We start from the raw sequence: 15,273 nt of genomic DNA on the forward strand, positions 1-15,273 counted from the left end.
AACTCAACCCGAGCCCATCGTCGCCTGCCTACCCAATTGGGTGAGTCGGTACCGTTGCGCCGGACTCCTAGGGGATTCGGGGTCAGTCATTTCGATGAAACCGCAGGCTAGTGCCGGCTTAAGGTAGTTACCCCGAAAAGTAGCTTTGTGCGCCAGCCCCAACTGCTCCATCAACTCACTGACCTTGAAAACCCCTCCCCCGCGCAGCGCGTGGAGCAGTCTCGCTACTTGGTCGGTTACTTGGTCGGTTACTTGGTCGGTGACCGGCTCGTTACGAATGGCTTCTGCAAGCGCAACCTTCAGTGAATGCAGCATGAACTCAACGAAGGGCGTCGACTCAGCCAACCGATCCGAAGCCGACAACGCAGCATAATAAGCCTCCTGCTGATCGCGAATGACTGCCTCCACCGGCAGATAAGCCAGCACGGGTCGCCATCGGCTAAGAAGCAACGTCTGCCATAGCCGACCCATTCGTCCATTCCCATCTGCGAAAGGATGGATGAATTCAAATTCGTAATGAAAAACGCAGCTGACAATCAGCGGATGCCAATCAGACGATCCGACCCATGCCAGCAAATCGTCTATCAAGTGTGTGACACGGCTGGGCGGTGGCGCCATGTGCACCAGTTGATCCCCCCGATAAATGCCCACGCCTGCACTGCGAAGCTGTCCGGCATCATCGATCAGACCCTGCATCAGCGATTCATGAGCCCTGAGCAAGTCGATCCGGCTATCAGGCCGCCAACCAGACATAGCTTCGTAGGCGGCAAACGCATTGCGAACCTCCTGGATCTCACGAGGCAGCCCCAATACCCGCTGCCCGGCCAGGACCGCGGTCACCTGTTCGACGCTCAGGGTGTTGTTTTCGATCGCCAAGGAGGCATGGATTGTGCGGATCCGGTTTCCTCGGCGCAGCTGCGGTGTCTGCTGGTTCTCGCTGACAGCCGAAAGCTGACCGATTTGCTCGCTGATGTCAGCGATCAATCCCAGCATTCGGGTCGTCAGGGTCAGCGGTGGCGTATAACGGCTCATACCTCATCCAGCTCCAACAAACAGTTCAACATGATGCCCCAACGCACTGGCGTCAGCAGCATTAATGAATCCCTTCATCCTGTTGACTGAACTGCAACGCCGCCAACCGCGCATACAGCGCATTACCAGCAACCAATTCCTGATGCGTACCCACCGCAACCACCTTGCCCTGGTCCATCACTGCGATTCGGTCGGCGTTCTTCACCGTGGCCAGACGGTGGGCAATGACCAGCGTGGTGCGGTTCTTCATCAGGCTGGGCAGGGCTTGCTGGATCAGGTGTTCACTTTGCGCATCGAGGGCGCTGGTCGCTTCGTCCAGCAGCAGGATCGGCGCGTCCACCAACAACGCCCGGGCGATGGCCAGGCGCTGGCGCTGGCCTCCAGAAAGTCCGAGGCCGCCATCGCCCAGGTGGGTACCGTAGCCGTCGGGCATTTTTTCAATGAAATCGTGGGCGTGGGCAATGCGCGCGGCTTCGCGGACTTGCTCGGCGGTGGCGTCGGGGTTGCCGTAGCGGATGTTTTCTTCAACCGTGCCAAAAAACAAAGCCGGGCTTTGCGACACCAGGGCGAAGTGACGGCGCAGGTCCAGCGGATCGAGCTGGGTCAGCGGTACGCCATCGATCAGAATCGCTCCCTCGACCGGGTCGTAGAAACGCAGCAACAAGTCATAAACCGTTGATTTGCCGGCCCCGGACGGCCCGACCAGCGCCAGGGTTTCACCGGCCCTGACGGTCAAGTCCAGCCCATCGACCGCGAAACGCTCCGGTCGGGACGGATAGGAAAACCGTACGCCTTCAAGCCGCAGATCGCCGCGCACCCTCGGCGGCAATGTAACAAGGCCAGAAGCCGGCGGCTGGATGACATTTTCCGAACGCAGCAACTCGGCAATACGCTCGGCCGCGCCGGCCGCTCGCTGCAGCTCGCCGATCACCTCGCTCAGGGTACCGAAGGCACTCCCGACGATCATGCTGTAGAACACGAACGCCGCCAGCTCACCGCCGGAAATCCGCCCAGCGATCACGTCCATGCCGCCGACCCAGAGCATCACGCCCACGGCCCCCAGCACCAACACGATCACCAGCGTGATCAGCCAGGCCCGCTGGGTAATTCGTTTGCGGGCCGTGTCGAAGGCCTGCTCCACAGTGGTGGCGAAACGACGCTCATCCTGGACTTGATGATTGTAGGCCTGCACCGTCTTGATCTGGCCGAGGGTTTCGGAGACGTAGCTGCCCACATCGGCGATACGGTCCTGGCTCTCACGCGACAGGCTTCGCACACGGCGGCCGAAAATCAGGATCGGCGCCAGTACCAGCGGCAGGGCAATGACCACAATGCTGGTGAGCTTGGGGTTGGTGATGAACAGCAGCACAATGCCGCCGATCACCATCAGCAGGTTGCGCAGGAACAACGAGAGCGATGAGCCGATCACCGATTGCAACAGCGTTGTATCAGCCGTCAAGCGAGACTGGATCTCCGAACTGCGGTTGTTTTCATAAAAGCCAGGGTGCAAGTACACCAAATGGTTGAACACCTGCCGCCGGATATCGGCCACTACCCGCTCGCCGATCCACGACACCAGGTAGAAACGCGAAAACGTACCGATCGCCAGCCCGACCACCAAGACCATGAACAGGCCGATGGACTGATTGAGCAGCTGCGGTGAGCGGGTCATGAAGCCCTGGTCCACCAGCAACCGGATGCCCTGGCCCATGGACAAGGTAATGGCGGCCGTGGCAATCAGCGCCAGCAAAGCGCCGATGACCTGCTTGCGGTAAGGGGCGATGAAGCCGCTGGCCAAGCGTATGGCACGGCGATGTCGAGAAGAAAGCATTGAGAGCATCCGATAATGCAGCAGGAAAAGGACGGCCAGCGGCAACGAAACGCAGCGGAACCAAATTGAAGCGAAATGAGTCAGGTTAAATATGACCAGCGGCACCAATGACTAGATGTTATCGGTCTAACGCCTGACTGGAAACGCACCGCCTTTTCTGGTTCAGTGGGGTTGTCGTCATGAACCTTCAAGGAGTGTCATGGCTCGGTCACCTGACGACAGTACGATAGGCACGCAACCTGATGAGGAGACAGGCCATGTCCTTGCAACACAGCAGCGACGATAAGATTCAAGTGATTCGCACGCAACCGGACCAGTCCCTGGGCTGCTCGTTCATCGATGCCCAAGGGCGCGAAGTCCCGATCACCGAAGACATGATCCAGGAAGCTTGCAGCGAACTGGAAAAACGACTGGTCAAGCCAGCCGAACAAAAGTGATACAACCCGTCTTCAATTGAACCCGACCTTGACGTCGGGTTTTTTATGCCTGGCGCTTCGCAGCCCTTGGGGTGCACGGCGCTTACAAGGTGGTGGCGCCCAGCGCCGCTACGATCTGTTGCAAGGCTGGGGACTGCCCTTCGATACGCACCTTCAAGCTGTCGATCTCGCGCCGTGGCGGATAGAACTTGCGCAGTGCGTCGAAGGCGCTGCGCTGTTCGCTGGCCGTACCCACCAGGCTGCGGCGAAAATCCGCATCGTCGCGACGCGGGTCGTACACGCTGCGGCACAACGCCGCGAGGGCCCAGGCCGGGTCGGCTTCGGCGTCCAGCGTCACGCCACCCAGCCAAGGGCGGGGCAACAGATCGGCCAAGCTGACTTCGACCGGTCGTTGGAGAAAACCGCACAAGGCTTCGTAGATCTGCGCCGTGCCGCGCTGGCGACCGTCAAGGCTGTAGCCGGCAATGTGCGGGGTGGCGATGACGCACAGGTCGGCCAGGTCAACATCGACTGTCGGCTCCTGTTCCCAGACATCCAGCACCGCTTGCAAGTCCTCGCGTTCCAACAGCACTTCGCGCAGCGCCACGTTGTCGATGACCGGGCCGCGAGCTGCGTTGATCAGCCACGTGCCAGGCTTGAGGCTGTTCAACCGGTGCTCATCGAATAGATGCCAGGTAGGCTGCTCCCCACCACGGGTCAAGGGTGTGTGCAGGCTGATGACATCGCACTGCTCGACAATCTGCTCCAGGCTCAGGTAATCACCGTCCTCGAGCGCCTGGCGCGGCGGATCGCAGACTTTCACATTCCAACCCAGGCCTTTGAGCACCTCGACCAACCGCCCGCCCACTTGGCCCGCGCCGACCACGCCGAAAGTGCGTTGCGCAAGGCTTGCGCCTTCGATTTCCGCCAGGGTCATCAGGCTGCCCAGCACGTAGTCCACCACGCCACGAGCGTTACAGCCCGGCGCACTGGCCCAGCGAATGCCGGCCTCGGCAAAATACTCCAGGTCCAGGTGATCAGTACCGATGGTGCAGGTACCGACGAAGCGCACCTTGCTGCCAGTCAGCAATGCCCGATTGACTTGGCTGACCGAACGCACCAGCAACACATCAGCCTGCTCGACCAGCGCCCGGTCGATACTCCGTCCCGGCACCCGGCGGATTTCACCGAAGCCCTGGAAAAAAGCATCGAGCAGAGGAATGTTTTCGTCGGCAACAATCAGCATGGCGCAGCTCCTTTGGCGGGGTTGGCAGTGTAGGCGTTCCGCTGGGCCTGTGCATTCCCAATGATGTCGTGGCGAGGGGTAGCGGCGATTACAAATCCCCAACACAGGTTTTTTCCTGACCATTGCGTCAAGGCGTAGAATGCGCCGCCACGCGCTAATTTTTCGGACGCTCCGCCTGTGAATCCTGTCATCGAAAACCCCACGACTCTCACCCGCCCGGCCCGGGTTCGCCTGGAGCTCAAGACGTTGCTGGCCCTGGCACTGCCGATCATGGTGGCGCAACTGGCGACCACCGCCATGGGTTTTGTCGATGCGGTGATGGCCGGCCGGGTCGGGCCGCGGGATCTTGCGGCAGTGGCGCTGGGCAATTCGATCTGGGTCCCGGTGTTCCTGTTGATGACCGGTACGCTGCTGGCCACTACCCCGAAGGTGGCCCAGCGTTTCGGTGCGGGAACGTTCGACCAGATCGGCCCACTGGTTCGCCAGGCGCTGTGGCTGGCGCTGGTGGTGGGATTGATCGCGACGCTGGCGCTGTTCAGCGCCGAACCGATCTTGCACATCATGAAGGTCGATCCCGAGCTGATCGGCCCGTGCATGGAATACCTGCGGGGCATCGGCACCGGTCTGCCGGCGGTGGCGTTATATCATGTGCTGCGCTGCTTCAGCGACGGCTTGGGGCGTACGCGACCGGCGATGGTACTGGGCCTGTGCGGCCTGGCGCTGAACATTCCGCTCAACTACATCTTCATTTATGGACACCTGGGCGTTCCCGCCATGGGCGGCGTCGGTTGCGGTTGGGCCACGGCCATCGTGATGTGGTTCATGGCGGCAGGCATGGCGGCCTGGACACGCTGGGCACCGGCCTATCAGTCGAGTCGTTTGTTCGCTCGTTTCGATTGGCCGCAAGGATCGGTGATCAAGCGCCTGCTGGGCATCGGCCTGCCCATTGGTATTGCAGTGTTTGCTGAGTCGAGCATCTTCGCCGTCATCGCGCTGCTGATCGGCAGCCTCGGCGCCACGGTGGTGGCCGGGCATCAGATCGCCCTGAACTTCAGTTCACTGGTGTTCATGATCCCCTACTCCCTGGGCATGGCCGTGACGGTGCGGGTCGGCCAGGCGCTGGGCCGCGGCCAGCCACGGGAAGCGCGCTTCGCCGCCGGTGTCGGCATGGGCACGGCGCTGGCGTACGCCTGCCTGTCGGCGAGCCTGATGTTCGCGCTGCGCGCGCCCATCGCCGCGATCTACACCGCCGATCCCGTGGTGATCCAGGTGGCGTCGATGCTGATCGTCTACGCGGCGCTGTTCCAGTTTTCCGATGCGATACAGGTCACGGCGGCAGGTGCGTTGCGTGGCTATCAGGATACGCGCGTGACGATGATCCTGACGTTGTTCGCTTATTGGGGTATCGGCCTGCCGGTGGGTTACGCATTGGGACTGACCGACTGGCTCGGCGATGCAAGCGGTCCGAGCGGATTGTGGCAGGGCTTGATCGTAGGCTTGAGTTGCGCGGCGCTGATGCTTTCGATCCGCCTGGCACGCAGCGCACGCAAGCAAATCCGCATCAGCCGCTCGACGGATTAAGCGAGTTTCTTGCGGATCCAGTAGCGGTAGGTGCCATCCACTTCGTCCTGGTCCACCAACTCGTGGTCAAGAAACACGCAAAACTTGGGAATATCGCGGCGGGTCGAAGGGTCGGTGGCGATGACTTTCAACAGCCCTCCGGGAACCAGGTCGCGAATATGCTGGTGCAGCATCATCACCGGTTCCGGGCAATTGAGGCCGGTGGCGTCCAGTGTGCCGTCGACCGGCGCGTCGTTCATTTCACTCATGTTCTACTCCTGAAACTGGCCGGCATTGTCGCGTAATGCCGGCGCTCTTAACAGATGTCCATCATCCCTCGCCACAAAAGCCGCGACATCGCTTCAACGGGACTTCGGTTTCTTGCTGTCCAACCGTCGCAGATGGCACGTCACTTCCTCGCGGTCGTGATACAGCTGCTTGCAACCAATCTCGACCTTGATGCCCCGGGCCTTGAACCCCTCGGCGATACGCTCGAGCAGGCGCTTGACCTCGGCATAGCGCTGTTTCATCGGCAGCTTGAGGTTGACCACCGCTTCGCGGCAATGCCCCTCGCCAATCCACTCTTCCAGCATCGCCGCGTTGCGCGCGGGCTTCTCGACGATGTCGCAGACCATCCAGTCCACCGGCTGCTTGGGCTTGAACGTGAAGCCGTCCGCCATCAAGTGCTGCACCAGGCCGGTATCCATCAGGCTTTCAGCCATTGGGCCGTTGTCGATGGCCGTCACCAGCATGCCACGGTTGACCAGTTGCCAGGTCCAGCCGCCCGGCGCGGCGCCGAGGTCGACGCCGGTCATGTCGCTGTGCAGGCGTTCGTCCCACTGGTCGCGAGGAATGAAATGGTGCCAGGCCTCCTCCAGCTTGAGCGTCGAACGGCTCGGCGCTTCCCGGGGGAACTTCAGGCGCGGGATGCCCATCGGCCACATCGCTGAATTGTTGGACTCCGCCAGCCCGAGGAAAACCTCCCGGCCACTTTTGAACGTCAGCAGCAGGCGCGGCTTGAGCGGATCGTCCACCAGCTTGCCGGCTCCGCTCAATGCCTTGCGCAACGGACCTTCGAATTTTTTGCAGAAATTCGACAGCTCCTTGCCGTCATTGGTGTCGACCACTTCCAGCCACAGGCTGCCGCAGGTCGGGAAAGCCGTCATGTGGGCAAGGATGACGCTGATGCGGTCGGTTTCCGGCAAGTCAATGAACGTGCCTCGCGCCCACTGGCGCGGAAAGATCAGCTCGGCAAACCGCTGTCCACGCATCAACCGCTCGGCGCCGTCCTGTTCGGTGCAGACAAATTCGGCGCAGGCACTGGCCGTTTTTGCCTTGGCGTAGCCGGCCACGTTGAGCCGCGCGGCGTGTTCGGCGATCTCCGAACAGACCTCGCCCTCGAATCCCGGTCGGCAGTGCATGAAAAGCGTATTCATTGAAACTCCGTAGCAAAGCCTGTCACGAAAACCGCCGCATGATAGCGGAGTTCGGAACCGCGAACCTTGCTATAGAGTCCAGTGATTAGTCATACGCTCAAAACAGGGCTAGGTTAAAGGCTCTGTCCGTTCCGTCAGTCCGTAGCCGTGCGGACTCAAAGGAGTGATTTCAATGCCGTCCCTCGATAGCCTGAAAACCCTTAAAACGCTGCAAGTCGACGCCAAGACCTATCACTATTTCAGCCTGCCGGACGCCGCGCGCAGCCTGGGCGACCTCGACAAGCTGCCCATGTCCTTGAAAGTGCTGTTGGAAAACCTGCTGCGCTGGGAAGATGAAAAAACCGTCACCGGCGCCGACCTCAAGGCCTTGGCCGGATGGTTGAAGGAGCGCCGCTCCGACCGCGAGATTCAATACCGCCCGGCACGGGTGCTAATGCAGGACTTTACCGGCGTGCCAGCCGTGGTCGACCTGGCCGCCATGCGCGCCGCCGTGGAAAGGGCCGGCGGCGATCCCCAGCGGATCAACCCGTTGTCACCGGTGGATCTGGTGATCGACCACTCGGTGATGGTGGACAAGTTCGCCAGCAGCCAAGCGTTCGAGCAGAACGTCGACATCGAAATGCAGCGCAACGGCGAACGCTACGCTTTCCTGCGCTGGGGCCAGAGTGCTTTCGACAATTTCAGCGTGGTGCCGCCGGGCACCGGCATCTGCCATCAGGTCAACCTTGAATACCTGGGCCGCACCGTCTGGACCAAAGAGGCAGACGGACGCACCTATGCCTTCCCTGACACCTTGGTGGGTACCGATTCCCACACCACCATGATCAATGGCCTGGGCGTGCTCGGCTGGGGCGTCGGCGGGATCGAGGCGGAAGCGGCGATGCTCGGCCAACCGGTGTCGATGCTGATTCCCGAGGTCGTCGGCTTCAAACTCGTTGGCAAGCTGCGCGAAGGCATCACCGCTACCGACCTGGTGCTGACCGTCACGCAAATGCTGCGCAAGAAGGGCGTGGTGGGCAAATTCGTCGAATTCTATGGTGATGGACTTGCCGACCTGCCGCTGGCCGACCGCGCGACCATTGCCAATATGGCGCCGGAATACGGCGCCACGTGCGGTTTCTTCCCGGTGGACGACGTGACGCTGGATTATCTGCGCCTGTCCGGCCGCCCGGCCGAAACGGTGAAACTGGTGGAAGCCTATTGCAAAGCCCAGGGACTGTGGAGGCTGCCAGGCCAGGAACCGGTGTTCACCGACACGCTGGAATTGGACATGGGCAGCGTCGAAGCCAGCCTCGCCGGGCCCAAACGTCCCCAGGACCGGGTCTCGCTACCGAATGTCGGCCAAGCCTTCAGCGATTTCCTGGGGCTGCAGGTCAAACCCACCAGTAAAGAAGAAGGCCGCCTGGAAAGTGAAGGTGGCGGCGGCGTCGCGGTGGGCAATGCCGACCAAGTGGGCGAAGCCGAGTATGAGTTCGAAGGCCAGACCCATCGCTTGAAAAATGGTGCGGTGGTGATTGCCGCCATTACCTCCTGCACCAATACCTCCAACCCCAGCGTAATGATGGCGGCTGGATTGCTGGCAAAAAAAGCCGTGGAAAAAGGCCTGACCCGCAAGCCTTGGGTCAAGAGCTCCCTGGCGCCGGGTTCCAAGGTGGTGACCGATTACTACAACGCCGCGGGCCTGACCGAATACCTCGACAAGCTCGGCTTCGACCTGGTGGGCTACGGTTGCACGACCTGTATCGGCAATTCGGGGCCACTGCCCGATCCTATTGAAAAAGCCATCCAGAAGGCTGACCTGACCGTCGCCTCGGTGCTGTCGGGTAATCGCAACTTCGAAGGCCGGGTGCATCCGCTGGTGAAAACCAACTGGCTGGCCTCACCGCCGCTGGTGGTTGCCTATGCCTTGGCCGGCACCGTGCGCATCGACATCAGCAGCGAACCGTTGGGCAACGACCGGGACGGCAACCCGGTGTATCTGCGGGACATCTGGCCCAGCAGCCAGGAAGTGGCCGCCGCCGTGGCCCAGGTCAACACCAGCATGTTCCATAAGGAATATGCCGCCGTGTTCGCTGGTGACGAGCAATGGCAAGCCATCGAGGTGCCGCAAGCGGCGACTTATGTCTGGCAGGACGACTCCACTTACATCCAGCATCCGCCGTTCTTCGACGACATTGGCGGGCCACCACCGGTGGTCAGGAACGTCGAGGGCGCACGGATCCTGGCATTGTTAGGCGACTCGGTGACCACCGACCACATCTCCCCCGCGGGCAACATCAAGACGGACAGCCCAGCCGGCCACTACCTGCGCGAACAAGGCGTAGAGCCACGGGACTTCAACTCCTACGGCTCGCGGCGCGGCAATCATCAGGTGATGATGCGCGGCACCTTTGCCAATATCCGCATCCGCAACGAGATGCTCGGCGGCGAAGAAGGCGGCAATACGATCTACATCCCCAGTGGCGAACGCATGCCAATCTATGATGCCGCCATGCTGTACCAGGCCATGGGCACGCCACTGGTGGTGATCGCAGGACAGGAATACGGCACGGGTTCGAGCCGGGACTGGGCTGCCAAGGGTACGAACCTGCTGGGGGTCAAGGCGGTGATCGCCGAGAGCTTCGAGCGTATCCACCGTTCCAACCTGGTGGGCATGGGCGTGCTGCCCTTGCAGTTCAAGCTGGATCAGAACCGCAAGAGCCTGAACCTCACGGGCAAGGAAACCCTGGATATCCTCGGCTTGAGCGACATCGAGTTGACGCCGCGCATGAACCTGCCCGTGGTCATCACCCGCGAGGACGGCAGTCAGGAGCGGATTGAAGTGTTGTGTCGGATCGACACCTTGAACGAGGTGGAATATTTCAAGGCCGGCGGCATCTTGCACTACGTCCTACGGCAATTGATTGCGGCATAAAAAGAAGCGTCTTACAAAAACACCGCCCGTTATGAGCGGTGTTTTTGTATGGGTCTGCCTATAATTCCCGCCGACTCCGACAGCCCCGCCCGTTTCAGCCTCAAAGGATGTGACATGCCTGCCCTGCCTTGGCCGTACCTGGCCCTTCTATCGATCGGTTATGGCCTGGCCCTGGTCTATGGTCACTTGGCTTGGACTGCGATTATTTCGGTCGCGCTGTTGCTGTTCGCCGGGTACGCGGTTCGCCAGCGACAGACGCCGGTCGGGCAATTCCTGGGGCACTGCTTGTTCGTTGTATTGGCGGTCGCCCTGGCGCTGCACTGGATGCCGGGTTTTTTCAACGGGCGGGTGATTGCGGCGCAACGCTTTACCGACGATGCCGCGCGGTTCGCCATGTATTTGAACCAAGACAAACCGTTGATCGGCTTCTGGCTGTTACTGGCCTGTCCATGGATCGTCGGTCGGCGCTCGTTTCGCTTGTCTGTCTACGCCACAGCCCAAGGTCTTTGCTTGAGCGCGGTATTGGCCTTGGGCGGAGCCATGCTGCTGGGCATGATCCACTGGGCACCGAAATGGCCGGACCAGGCCTGGCTGTGGGTGCTCAATAATCTTTTGTTGGTGACCTTGGTGGAGGAAGCGCTGTTTCGTGGCTACATTCAGGGTGGCCTGAGCCGACGCTTCAAACATCTGCGCCAAGGTGACAACCTCGCATTGCTGCTCGCCTCGCTGCTGTTCGGCCTGGTGCATGCTGGCGCCGGTTGGCAATGGGTACTGCTGTCGGGCCTGGCCGGGATCGGTTACGGCCTGGCCTATCGGTTTGGCGGCCTGAGCGCGGCGATTGCCACGCATTTTGGCCTCAACCTGCTGCATTTCGCCCTATTTACCTACCCGATGCTGGCGTGATACCGCCGGGCAGAATTTCTTCAACAAAAAGCTGACGGTGCCGACAACCTTTCAAAGCCTTGCGGACTACACCACCATGCGTAACAACCAACCTATTACACAACGCGAAAGGACCTTCCCGGCCCAGCAACGATTGATTTCCACCACCAATACCAAGGGTGTGATCACCTACTGCAACGACGCGTTCGTTGAAGTCAGTGGTTTTTCCAAGGAAGAGCTGATCCATTCGCCGCACAACCTGGTACGCCATCCCGACGTTCCGTCGGCCGTGTTCGCCCACATGTGGGACACTCTGAAACAAGGCTTGCCATGGATGGGTATCGTCAAGAACCGCTGCCAGAACGGTGACCATTACTGGGTCAACGCCTACGTCACGCCGGTGTTCGAAGGCAACCAGGTGGTCGGCTATGAATCGGTACGGGTCAAGCCCAGCGCCGAGCAGATCAGCCGGGCCGAAGCACTTTACCAACGCATCAACCAGGGCAAGTCAGCGGTCCCGAGCAGCGACAAATGGTTGCCGATGTTGCAGGACTGGCTGCCGTTCATCCTGGTCAGCCAGTTGAGTTTCGTGGTCGGCGCGTTCCTCAATTCGTCCTACGGTTTCGCCCTGGCCGCCCTGTTGTCGGTGCCGTTGGGCCTGATGGGCCTGCAATGGCAGCAACGCGGGATCAAGCGCCTGCTGCGCCTGGCCGAGCAAACCACTTCCGACCCGTTGATCGCGCGGATGTACACCGACAGCCGCGGCGTCCAGGCGCGCCTGGAAATGTCGATCCTGAGCCAGGAGGCACGTTTGAAGACCTGCCTGACCCGTCTGCAGGATACCGCCGAGCATCTGAACGCCCAGGCGCGCCAGTCCAATGCCCTGGCCAACGACAGTTCCAGCGGCCTGGAGCGCCAGCGCGTGGAGACCGAACAGGTCGCTACCGCCGTCAACCAGATGGCCGCCACCACCCAGGAAGTCGCCAGCCACGTACAACGTACCGCCGATGCCACCCAGGAGGCCAATCGCCTGACCGGTCGAGGTCGTGATATTGCCGGGGAAACCCGCCAGGCCATCGAGCGCCTGTCGGTGGTCGTGGGCGAGACCGGACAGACCGTGACCCAACTGGCCAAGGACAGCGACGAAATCGGTGGCGTGGTCGACGTGATCAAAGGCATCGCCGACCAGACCAACCTGCTGGCCCTCAACGCCGCCATCGAAGCGGCCCGTGCCGGTGAGATGGGTCGCGGCTTTGCCGTGGTGGCCGACGAAGTGCGACAACTGGCACAACGTACCAGCGAATCCACCGGGCAGATCCACGCCCTGATCGCCAAGCTCCAGCAGACCGCCACCAACGCCGTGCAAACCATGGAGGCCGGCCATCGCCAGGCCGAAGAAGGCGTGGCGCGTGTGATGGAGGCAGACCAGGCGTTGGTGGGGATCAGCGAAGCGGTGGCGCATATCACCGACATGACCACCCAGATCGCCGCCGCTACCGAGGAGCAAAGCTCAGTGGCCGAGGAGATCAGCCGCAACATCAGCAACATCTCGCAACTGGCCGACCAGACCTCCGGCCAGGCCCACAGCTCGGCGCTGCTCAGCGAAGAACTGACTCGCACGGCCAATACGCAGTATTCGTTGGTGGAGCGGTTTAACCGCTGATAGATGTCTGCCTCATAAAAAACCCGGACAGCGCAGGCTTCCCGGGTTTTTTATTGTTTGACCGGCCGCATCAATCCTGGGAGAGAAACCCAGCCACCTTCCGCGACGCCGCCTCCAGATGCTGCTCATGACTGAATCCCGAAACCTTCAACGGCTTGAGGTCATGATCCCCCGTCGCCAGCCAGGACACCTCGACGCTCGGTGACAAGGTGTAGCGCTCCACCGCCGCCCGATTACCCAACGCATCACGCTCGCCTTGGACAATCAGCGCGCGGGTCTTCAACGTCGCCAGATGCTCGACCCGCGGTTTCTCCGGCTTGCCCACCGCATAGAACGGATAGCCCAGGCACACCAGCGCATCGGCGCCCAACTCATCGACCAGCAGGCTCGCCATGCGCCCGCCCATGGATTTGCCGCCAATGGCCAGCCGCCCAGCGACATAAGGCCGCACCGTGGCGTATACCTCGCGCCAGCACTCCAGCAATTTGGGCGCCGGGTTCGGTGGACGCTTGCCCCCCTCCAAGCGCCGTTGAGTCATGTAGGGAAACTCGAAGCGCAGCACGTTGACGCCTTGTGCAGCAAGGCGCGCGGCCATTTCGTTCATGAAACCGCTGTCCATCGGCGCACCGGCACCATGGGCGAGGATCAAGGTCGGCGACTCGGCGCCGGTACTTGGCTGCGCGGCTGTCCACAACCAACCGTGTTGCGCCACGCATCGCGCCCATTGATCCCCGTCAATACTGGCCTTGTGCTGTTTGTCCATGCTTGCCTCGCTTTTAGTCTGCCTATAACTCCAGGCGAAGAACGCCGCACTGCCTTGCGCAGGCGCTCACTTCGGCTGAACCGTGGATGGGGAACCATGAACACTTCTATCAGTACCGCCTACAACTACAAGGTGGTCCGCCAATTCGCCATTATGACGGTGGTGTGGGGCATCGTCGGCATGGGGCTCGGGGTTTTTCTCGCGGCCCAATTGGTCTGGCCACAGCTCAACTTCGATTTGCCCTGGACCAGCTTCGGCCGCCTGCGCCCATTGCACACCAACGCGGTAATCTTCGCCTTCGGTGGCTGCGCGTTGTTCGCCAGTTCGTTCTATTCGGTGCAACGCACCTGCCAGACCCAGCTGTTTGCGCCGAAACTCGCCGCGTTCTGCTTCTGGGGCTGGCAATTGGTGATCCTGCTGGCGGCCATCAGCCTGCCACTGGGCTACACCAGTTCCAAGGAATACGCCGAGCTTGAATGGCCGATCGACATCCTGATCACCATCGTCTGGGTCGCCTACGCCATTGTGTTCTTCGGCACCGTGGCCAAGCGCAACACCAAGCACATCTACGTCGGTAACTGGTTCTTCGGCGGGTTCATCCTGACCGTGGCGATCCTGCATATCGTCAACAACCTGGAATTGCCGGTGAGCTTCACCAAATCCTACTCGGTGTATGCCGGGGCCACGGATGCGATGGTGCAATGGTGGTACGGGCACAACGCCGTGGGCTTTTTCCTCACCGCAGGCTTCCTGGGGATGATGTACTACTTCGTGCCGAAGCAGGCCGAGCGCCCGGTGTATTCCTATCGCTTGTCCATCGTGCACTTCTGGGCACTGATCACCCTGTACATCTGGGCAGGTCCGCACCACCTGCACTACACCGCGCTGCCGGACTGGGCGCAGTCGCTGGGCATGGTGATGTCGCTGATCCTGCTGGCGCCCAGCTGGGGCGGCATGATCAACGGCATGATGACCCTCTCGGGCGCCTGGCATAAGTTGCGCAGCGACCCGATCCTGCGCTTTTTGGTGGTGTCCCTGGCGTTCTACGGCATGTCGACCTTCGAAGGTCCGATGATGGCGATCAAGACCGTCAACGCCCTCTCCCACTACACCGACTGGACCATCGGCCACGTTCACGCCGGCGCGCTCGGCTGGGTGGCGATGATTTCCATCGGCGCGCTGTACCACATGATCCCGAAAGTCTTCGGCCGGGCGCAGATGCACAGCATCGGTCTGATCAACGCACATTTTTGGCTGGCCACCATCGGCACCGTGCTCTACATCGCCTCGATGTGGGTCAACGGCATCGCCCAGGGCCTGATGTGGCGGGCGGTGAACGAGGACGGCACGCTCACCTATTCCTTCGTCGAAACCCTGGTGGCGAGCCATCCAGGCTTCGTCGTACGGCTGGCGGGCGGATCGATCTTCCTCCTCGGCATGCTGTTGATGGCCTACAACACCTGGCGCACCGTGCGGGCCTACGAGCCTGCCGAAGCCGCCGCTGCCGCGCAGATGGCCTGAGGAGTCCAC

At 61.3% G+C, this 15,273-nt stretch carries 12 protein-coding genes; 6 read left to right on the top strand and 6 right to left on the bottom strand.

What is annotated here, in order from left to right; translation table 11 throughout:
* Window positions 1–3: 3 nt before the first annotated feature.
* Both HU762_RS11170 and HU762_RS11175 read right to left on the bottom strand, forming a co-directional pair.
* Entirely contained in the window at window positions 4–1,032 is a 1,029-nt protein-coding gene (locus HU762_RS11170) for a Fic family protein (protein ID WP_186636565.1), read from the bottom strand.
* 61 nt (window positions 1,033–1,093) lie between these two features.
* Window positions 1,094–2,872 carry an ABC transporter transmembrane domain-containing protein gene (locus HU762_RS11175; RefSeq protein ID WP_186636572.1) on the bottom strand — a complete coding sequence of 593 codons (1,779 nt, stop codon included), beginning with the start codon at window positions 2,870–2,872 and terminating at the stop codon, window positions 1,094–1,096.
* 248 nt (window positions 2,873–3,120) lie between these two features.
* Between HU762_RS11175 and HU762_RS11180 the strand changes: the two genes are divergently transcribed.
* Window positions 3,121–3,300, top strand: coding sequence for a PA1571 family protein (locus tag HU762_RS11180; RefSeq protein WP_186609833.1), 180 nt, complete (start codon window positions 3,121–3,123; stop codon window positions 3,298–3,300).
* Between the two features lie 82 nt (window positions 3,301–3,382).
* Here the strand turns inward: HU762_RS11180 and pdxB are convergent, their stop codons facing one another.
* Window positions 3,383–4,525: a 4-phosphoerythronate dehydrogenase PdxB gene (pdxB, locus tag HU762_RS11185; protein WP_186636575.1), complete on the bottom strand. Its 1,143-nt coding sequence runs from the start codon at window positions 4,523–4,525 to the stop codon at window positions 3,383–3,385.
* A 177-nt stretch (window positions 4,526–4,702) separates the two neighbouring features.
* Between pdxB and HU762_RS11190 the strand changes: the two genes are divergently transcribed.
* A complete protein-coding gene (locus HU762_RS11190) occupies window positions 4,703–6,106 on the top strand; it encodes an MATE family efflux transporter (protein WP_186636577.1) in 1,404 nt (467 codons plus the stop codon).
* Here HU762_RS11190 and tusA read toward each other — a convergent pair.
* Window positions 6,103–6,354: a sulfurtransferase TusA gene (gene tusA / locus HU762_RS11195; protein ID WP_186636579.1), complete on the bottom strand. Its 252-nt coding sequence runs from the start codon at window positions 6,352–6,354 to the stop codon at window positions 6,103–6,105. The genes HU762_RS11190 and tusA overlap by 4 nt on opposite strands.
* A 93-nt stretch (window positions 6,355–6,447) precedes the next feature.
* A complete protein-coding gene (gene rlmM, locus HU762_RS11200; protein WP_186609837.1) occupies window positions 6,448–7,521 on the bottom strand; it encodes a 23S rRNA (cytidine(2498)-2'-O)-methyltransferase RlmM in 1,074 nt (357 codons plus the stop codon).
* Between the two features lie 172 nt (window positions 7,522–7,693).
* Here rlmM and acnA point away from each other — a divergent pair, with 172 nt between their 5' ends.
* The 3 genes from acnA to HU762_RS11215 all read left to right on the top strand — a co-directional run bounded on the left by acnA (window position 7,694) and on the right by HU762_RS11215 (window position 12,980).
* Window positions 7,694–10,435, top strand: coding sequence for an aconitate hydratase AcnA (gene acnA / locus HU762_RS11205; protein WP_186636581.1), 2,742 nt, complete (start codon window positions 7,694–7,696; stop codon window positions 10,433–10,435).
* A 114-nt stretch (window positions 10,436–10,549) separates the two neighbouring features.
* Entirely contained in the window at window positions 10,550–11,338 is a 789-nt protein-coding gene (locus HU762_RS11210) for a CPBP family intramembrane glutamic endopeptidase (RefSeq protein ID WP_186636582.1), read from the top strand.
* A gap of 76 nt (window positions 11,339–11,414) precedes the next feature.
* Window positions 11,415–12,980, top strand: a complete 1,566-nt coding sequence (locus HU762_RS11215) for a PAS domain-containing methyl-accepting chemotaxis protein (protein ID WP_186636583.1) — start codon at window positions 11,415–11,417, stop codon at window positions 12,978–12,980.
* A 70-nt stretch (window positions 12,981–13,050) separates the two neighbouring features.
* Here HU762_RS11215 and HU762_RS11220 read toward each other — a convergent pair whose 3' ends face one another.
* Window positions 13,051–13,743, bottom strand: a complete 693-nt coding sequence (locus HU762_RS11220) for an alpha/beta family hydrolase (RefSeq protein ID WP_186636584.1) — start codon at window positions 13,741–13,743, stop codon at window positions 13,051–13,053.
* A 96-nt stretch (window positions 13,744–13,839) separates the two neighbouring features.
* Here HU762_RS11220 and ccoN point away from each other — a divergent pair, with 96 nt between their 5' ends.
* Window positions 13,840–15,264: a cytochrome-c oxidase, cbb3-type subunit I gene (ccoN, locus tag HU762_RS11225; protein ID WP_186636586.1), complete on the top strand. Its 1,425-nt coding sequence runs from the start codon at window positions 13,840–13,842 to the stop codon at window positions 15,262–15,264.
* Window positions 15,265–15,273 lie beyond the last annotated feature (9 nt).

The organism is Pseudomonas sp. SWRI92 (assembly GCF_014268685.1).
GTDB lineage: Bacteria > Pseudomonadota > Gammaproteobacteria > Pseudomonadales > Pseudomonadaceae > Aquipseudomonas > Aquipseudomonas marvdashtae.

Excerpts from the sequence above, each read along its gene's own strand:
- HU762_RS11170 (WP_186636565.1), bottom strand. The coding sequence starts at position 1,032 with ATGAGCCGTTATACGCCACCGCTGACCCTGACGACCCGAATGCTGGGA.
- HU762_RS11175 (WP_186636572.1), bottom strand. The coding sequence starts at position 2,872 with ATGCTCTCAATGCTTTCTTCTCGACATCGCCGTGCCATACGCTTGGCC.
- HU762_RS11180 (WP_186609833.1), top strand. The coding sequence starts at position 3,121 with ATGTCCTTGCAACACAGCAGCGACGATAAGATTCAAGTGATTCGCACG.
- pdxB (WP_186636575.1), bottom strand. The coding sequence starts at position 4,525 with ATGCTGATTGTTGCCGACGAAAACATTCCTCTGCTCGATGCTTTTTTC.
- tusA (WP_186636579.1), bottom strand. The coding sequence starts at position 6,354 with ATGAGTGAAATGAACGACGCGCCGGTCGACGGCACACTGGACGCCACC.
- rlmM (WP_186609837.1), bottom strand. The coding sequence starts at position 7,521 with ATGAATACGCTTTTCATGCACTGCCGACCGGGATTCGAGGGCGAGGTC.
- acnA (WP_186636581.1), top strand. The coding sequence starts at position 7,694 with ATGCCGTCCCTCGATAGCCTGAAAACCCTTAAAACGCTGCAAGTCGAC.
- HU762_RS11210 (WP_186636582.1), top strand. The coding sequence starts at position 10,550 with ATGCCTGCCCTGCCTTGGCCGTACCTGGCCCTTCTATCGATCGGTTAT.
- HU762_RS11215 (WP_186636583.1), top strand. The coding sequence starts at position 11,415 with ATGCGTAACAACCAACCTATTACACAACGCGAAAGGACCTTCCCGGCC.
- HU762_RS11220 (WP_186636584.1), bottom strand. The coding sequence starts at position 13,743 with ATGGACAAACAGCACAAGGCCAGTATTGACGGGGATCAATGGGCGCGA.
- ccoN (WP_186636586.1), top strand. The coding sequence starts at position 13,840 with ATGAACACTTCTATCAGTACCGCCTACAACTACAAGGTGGTCCGCCAA.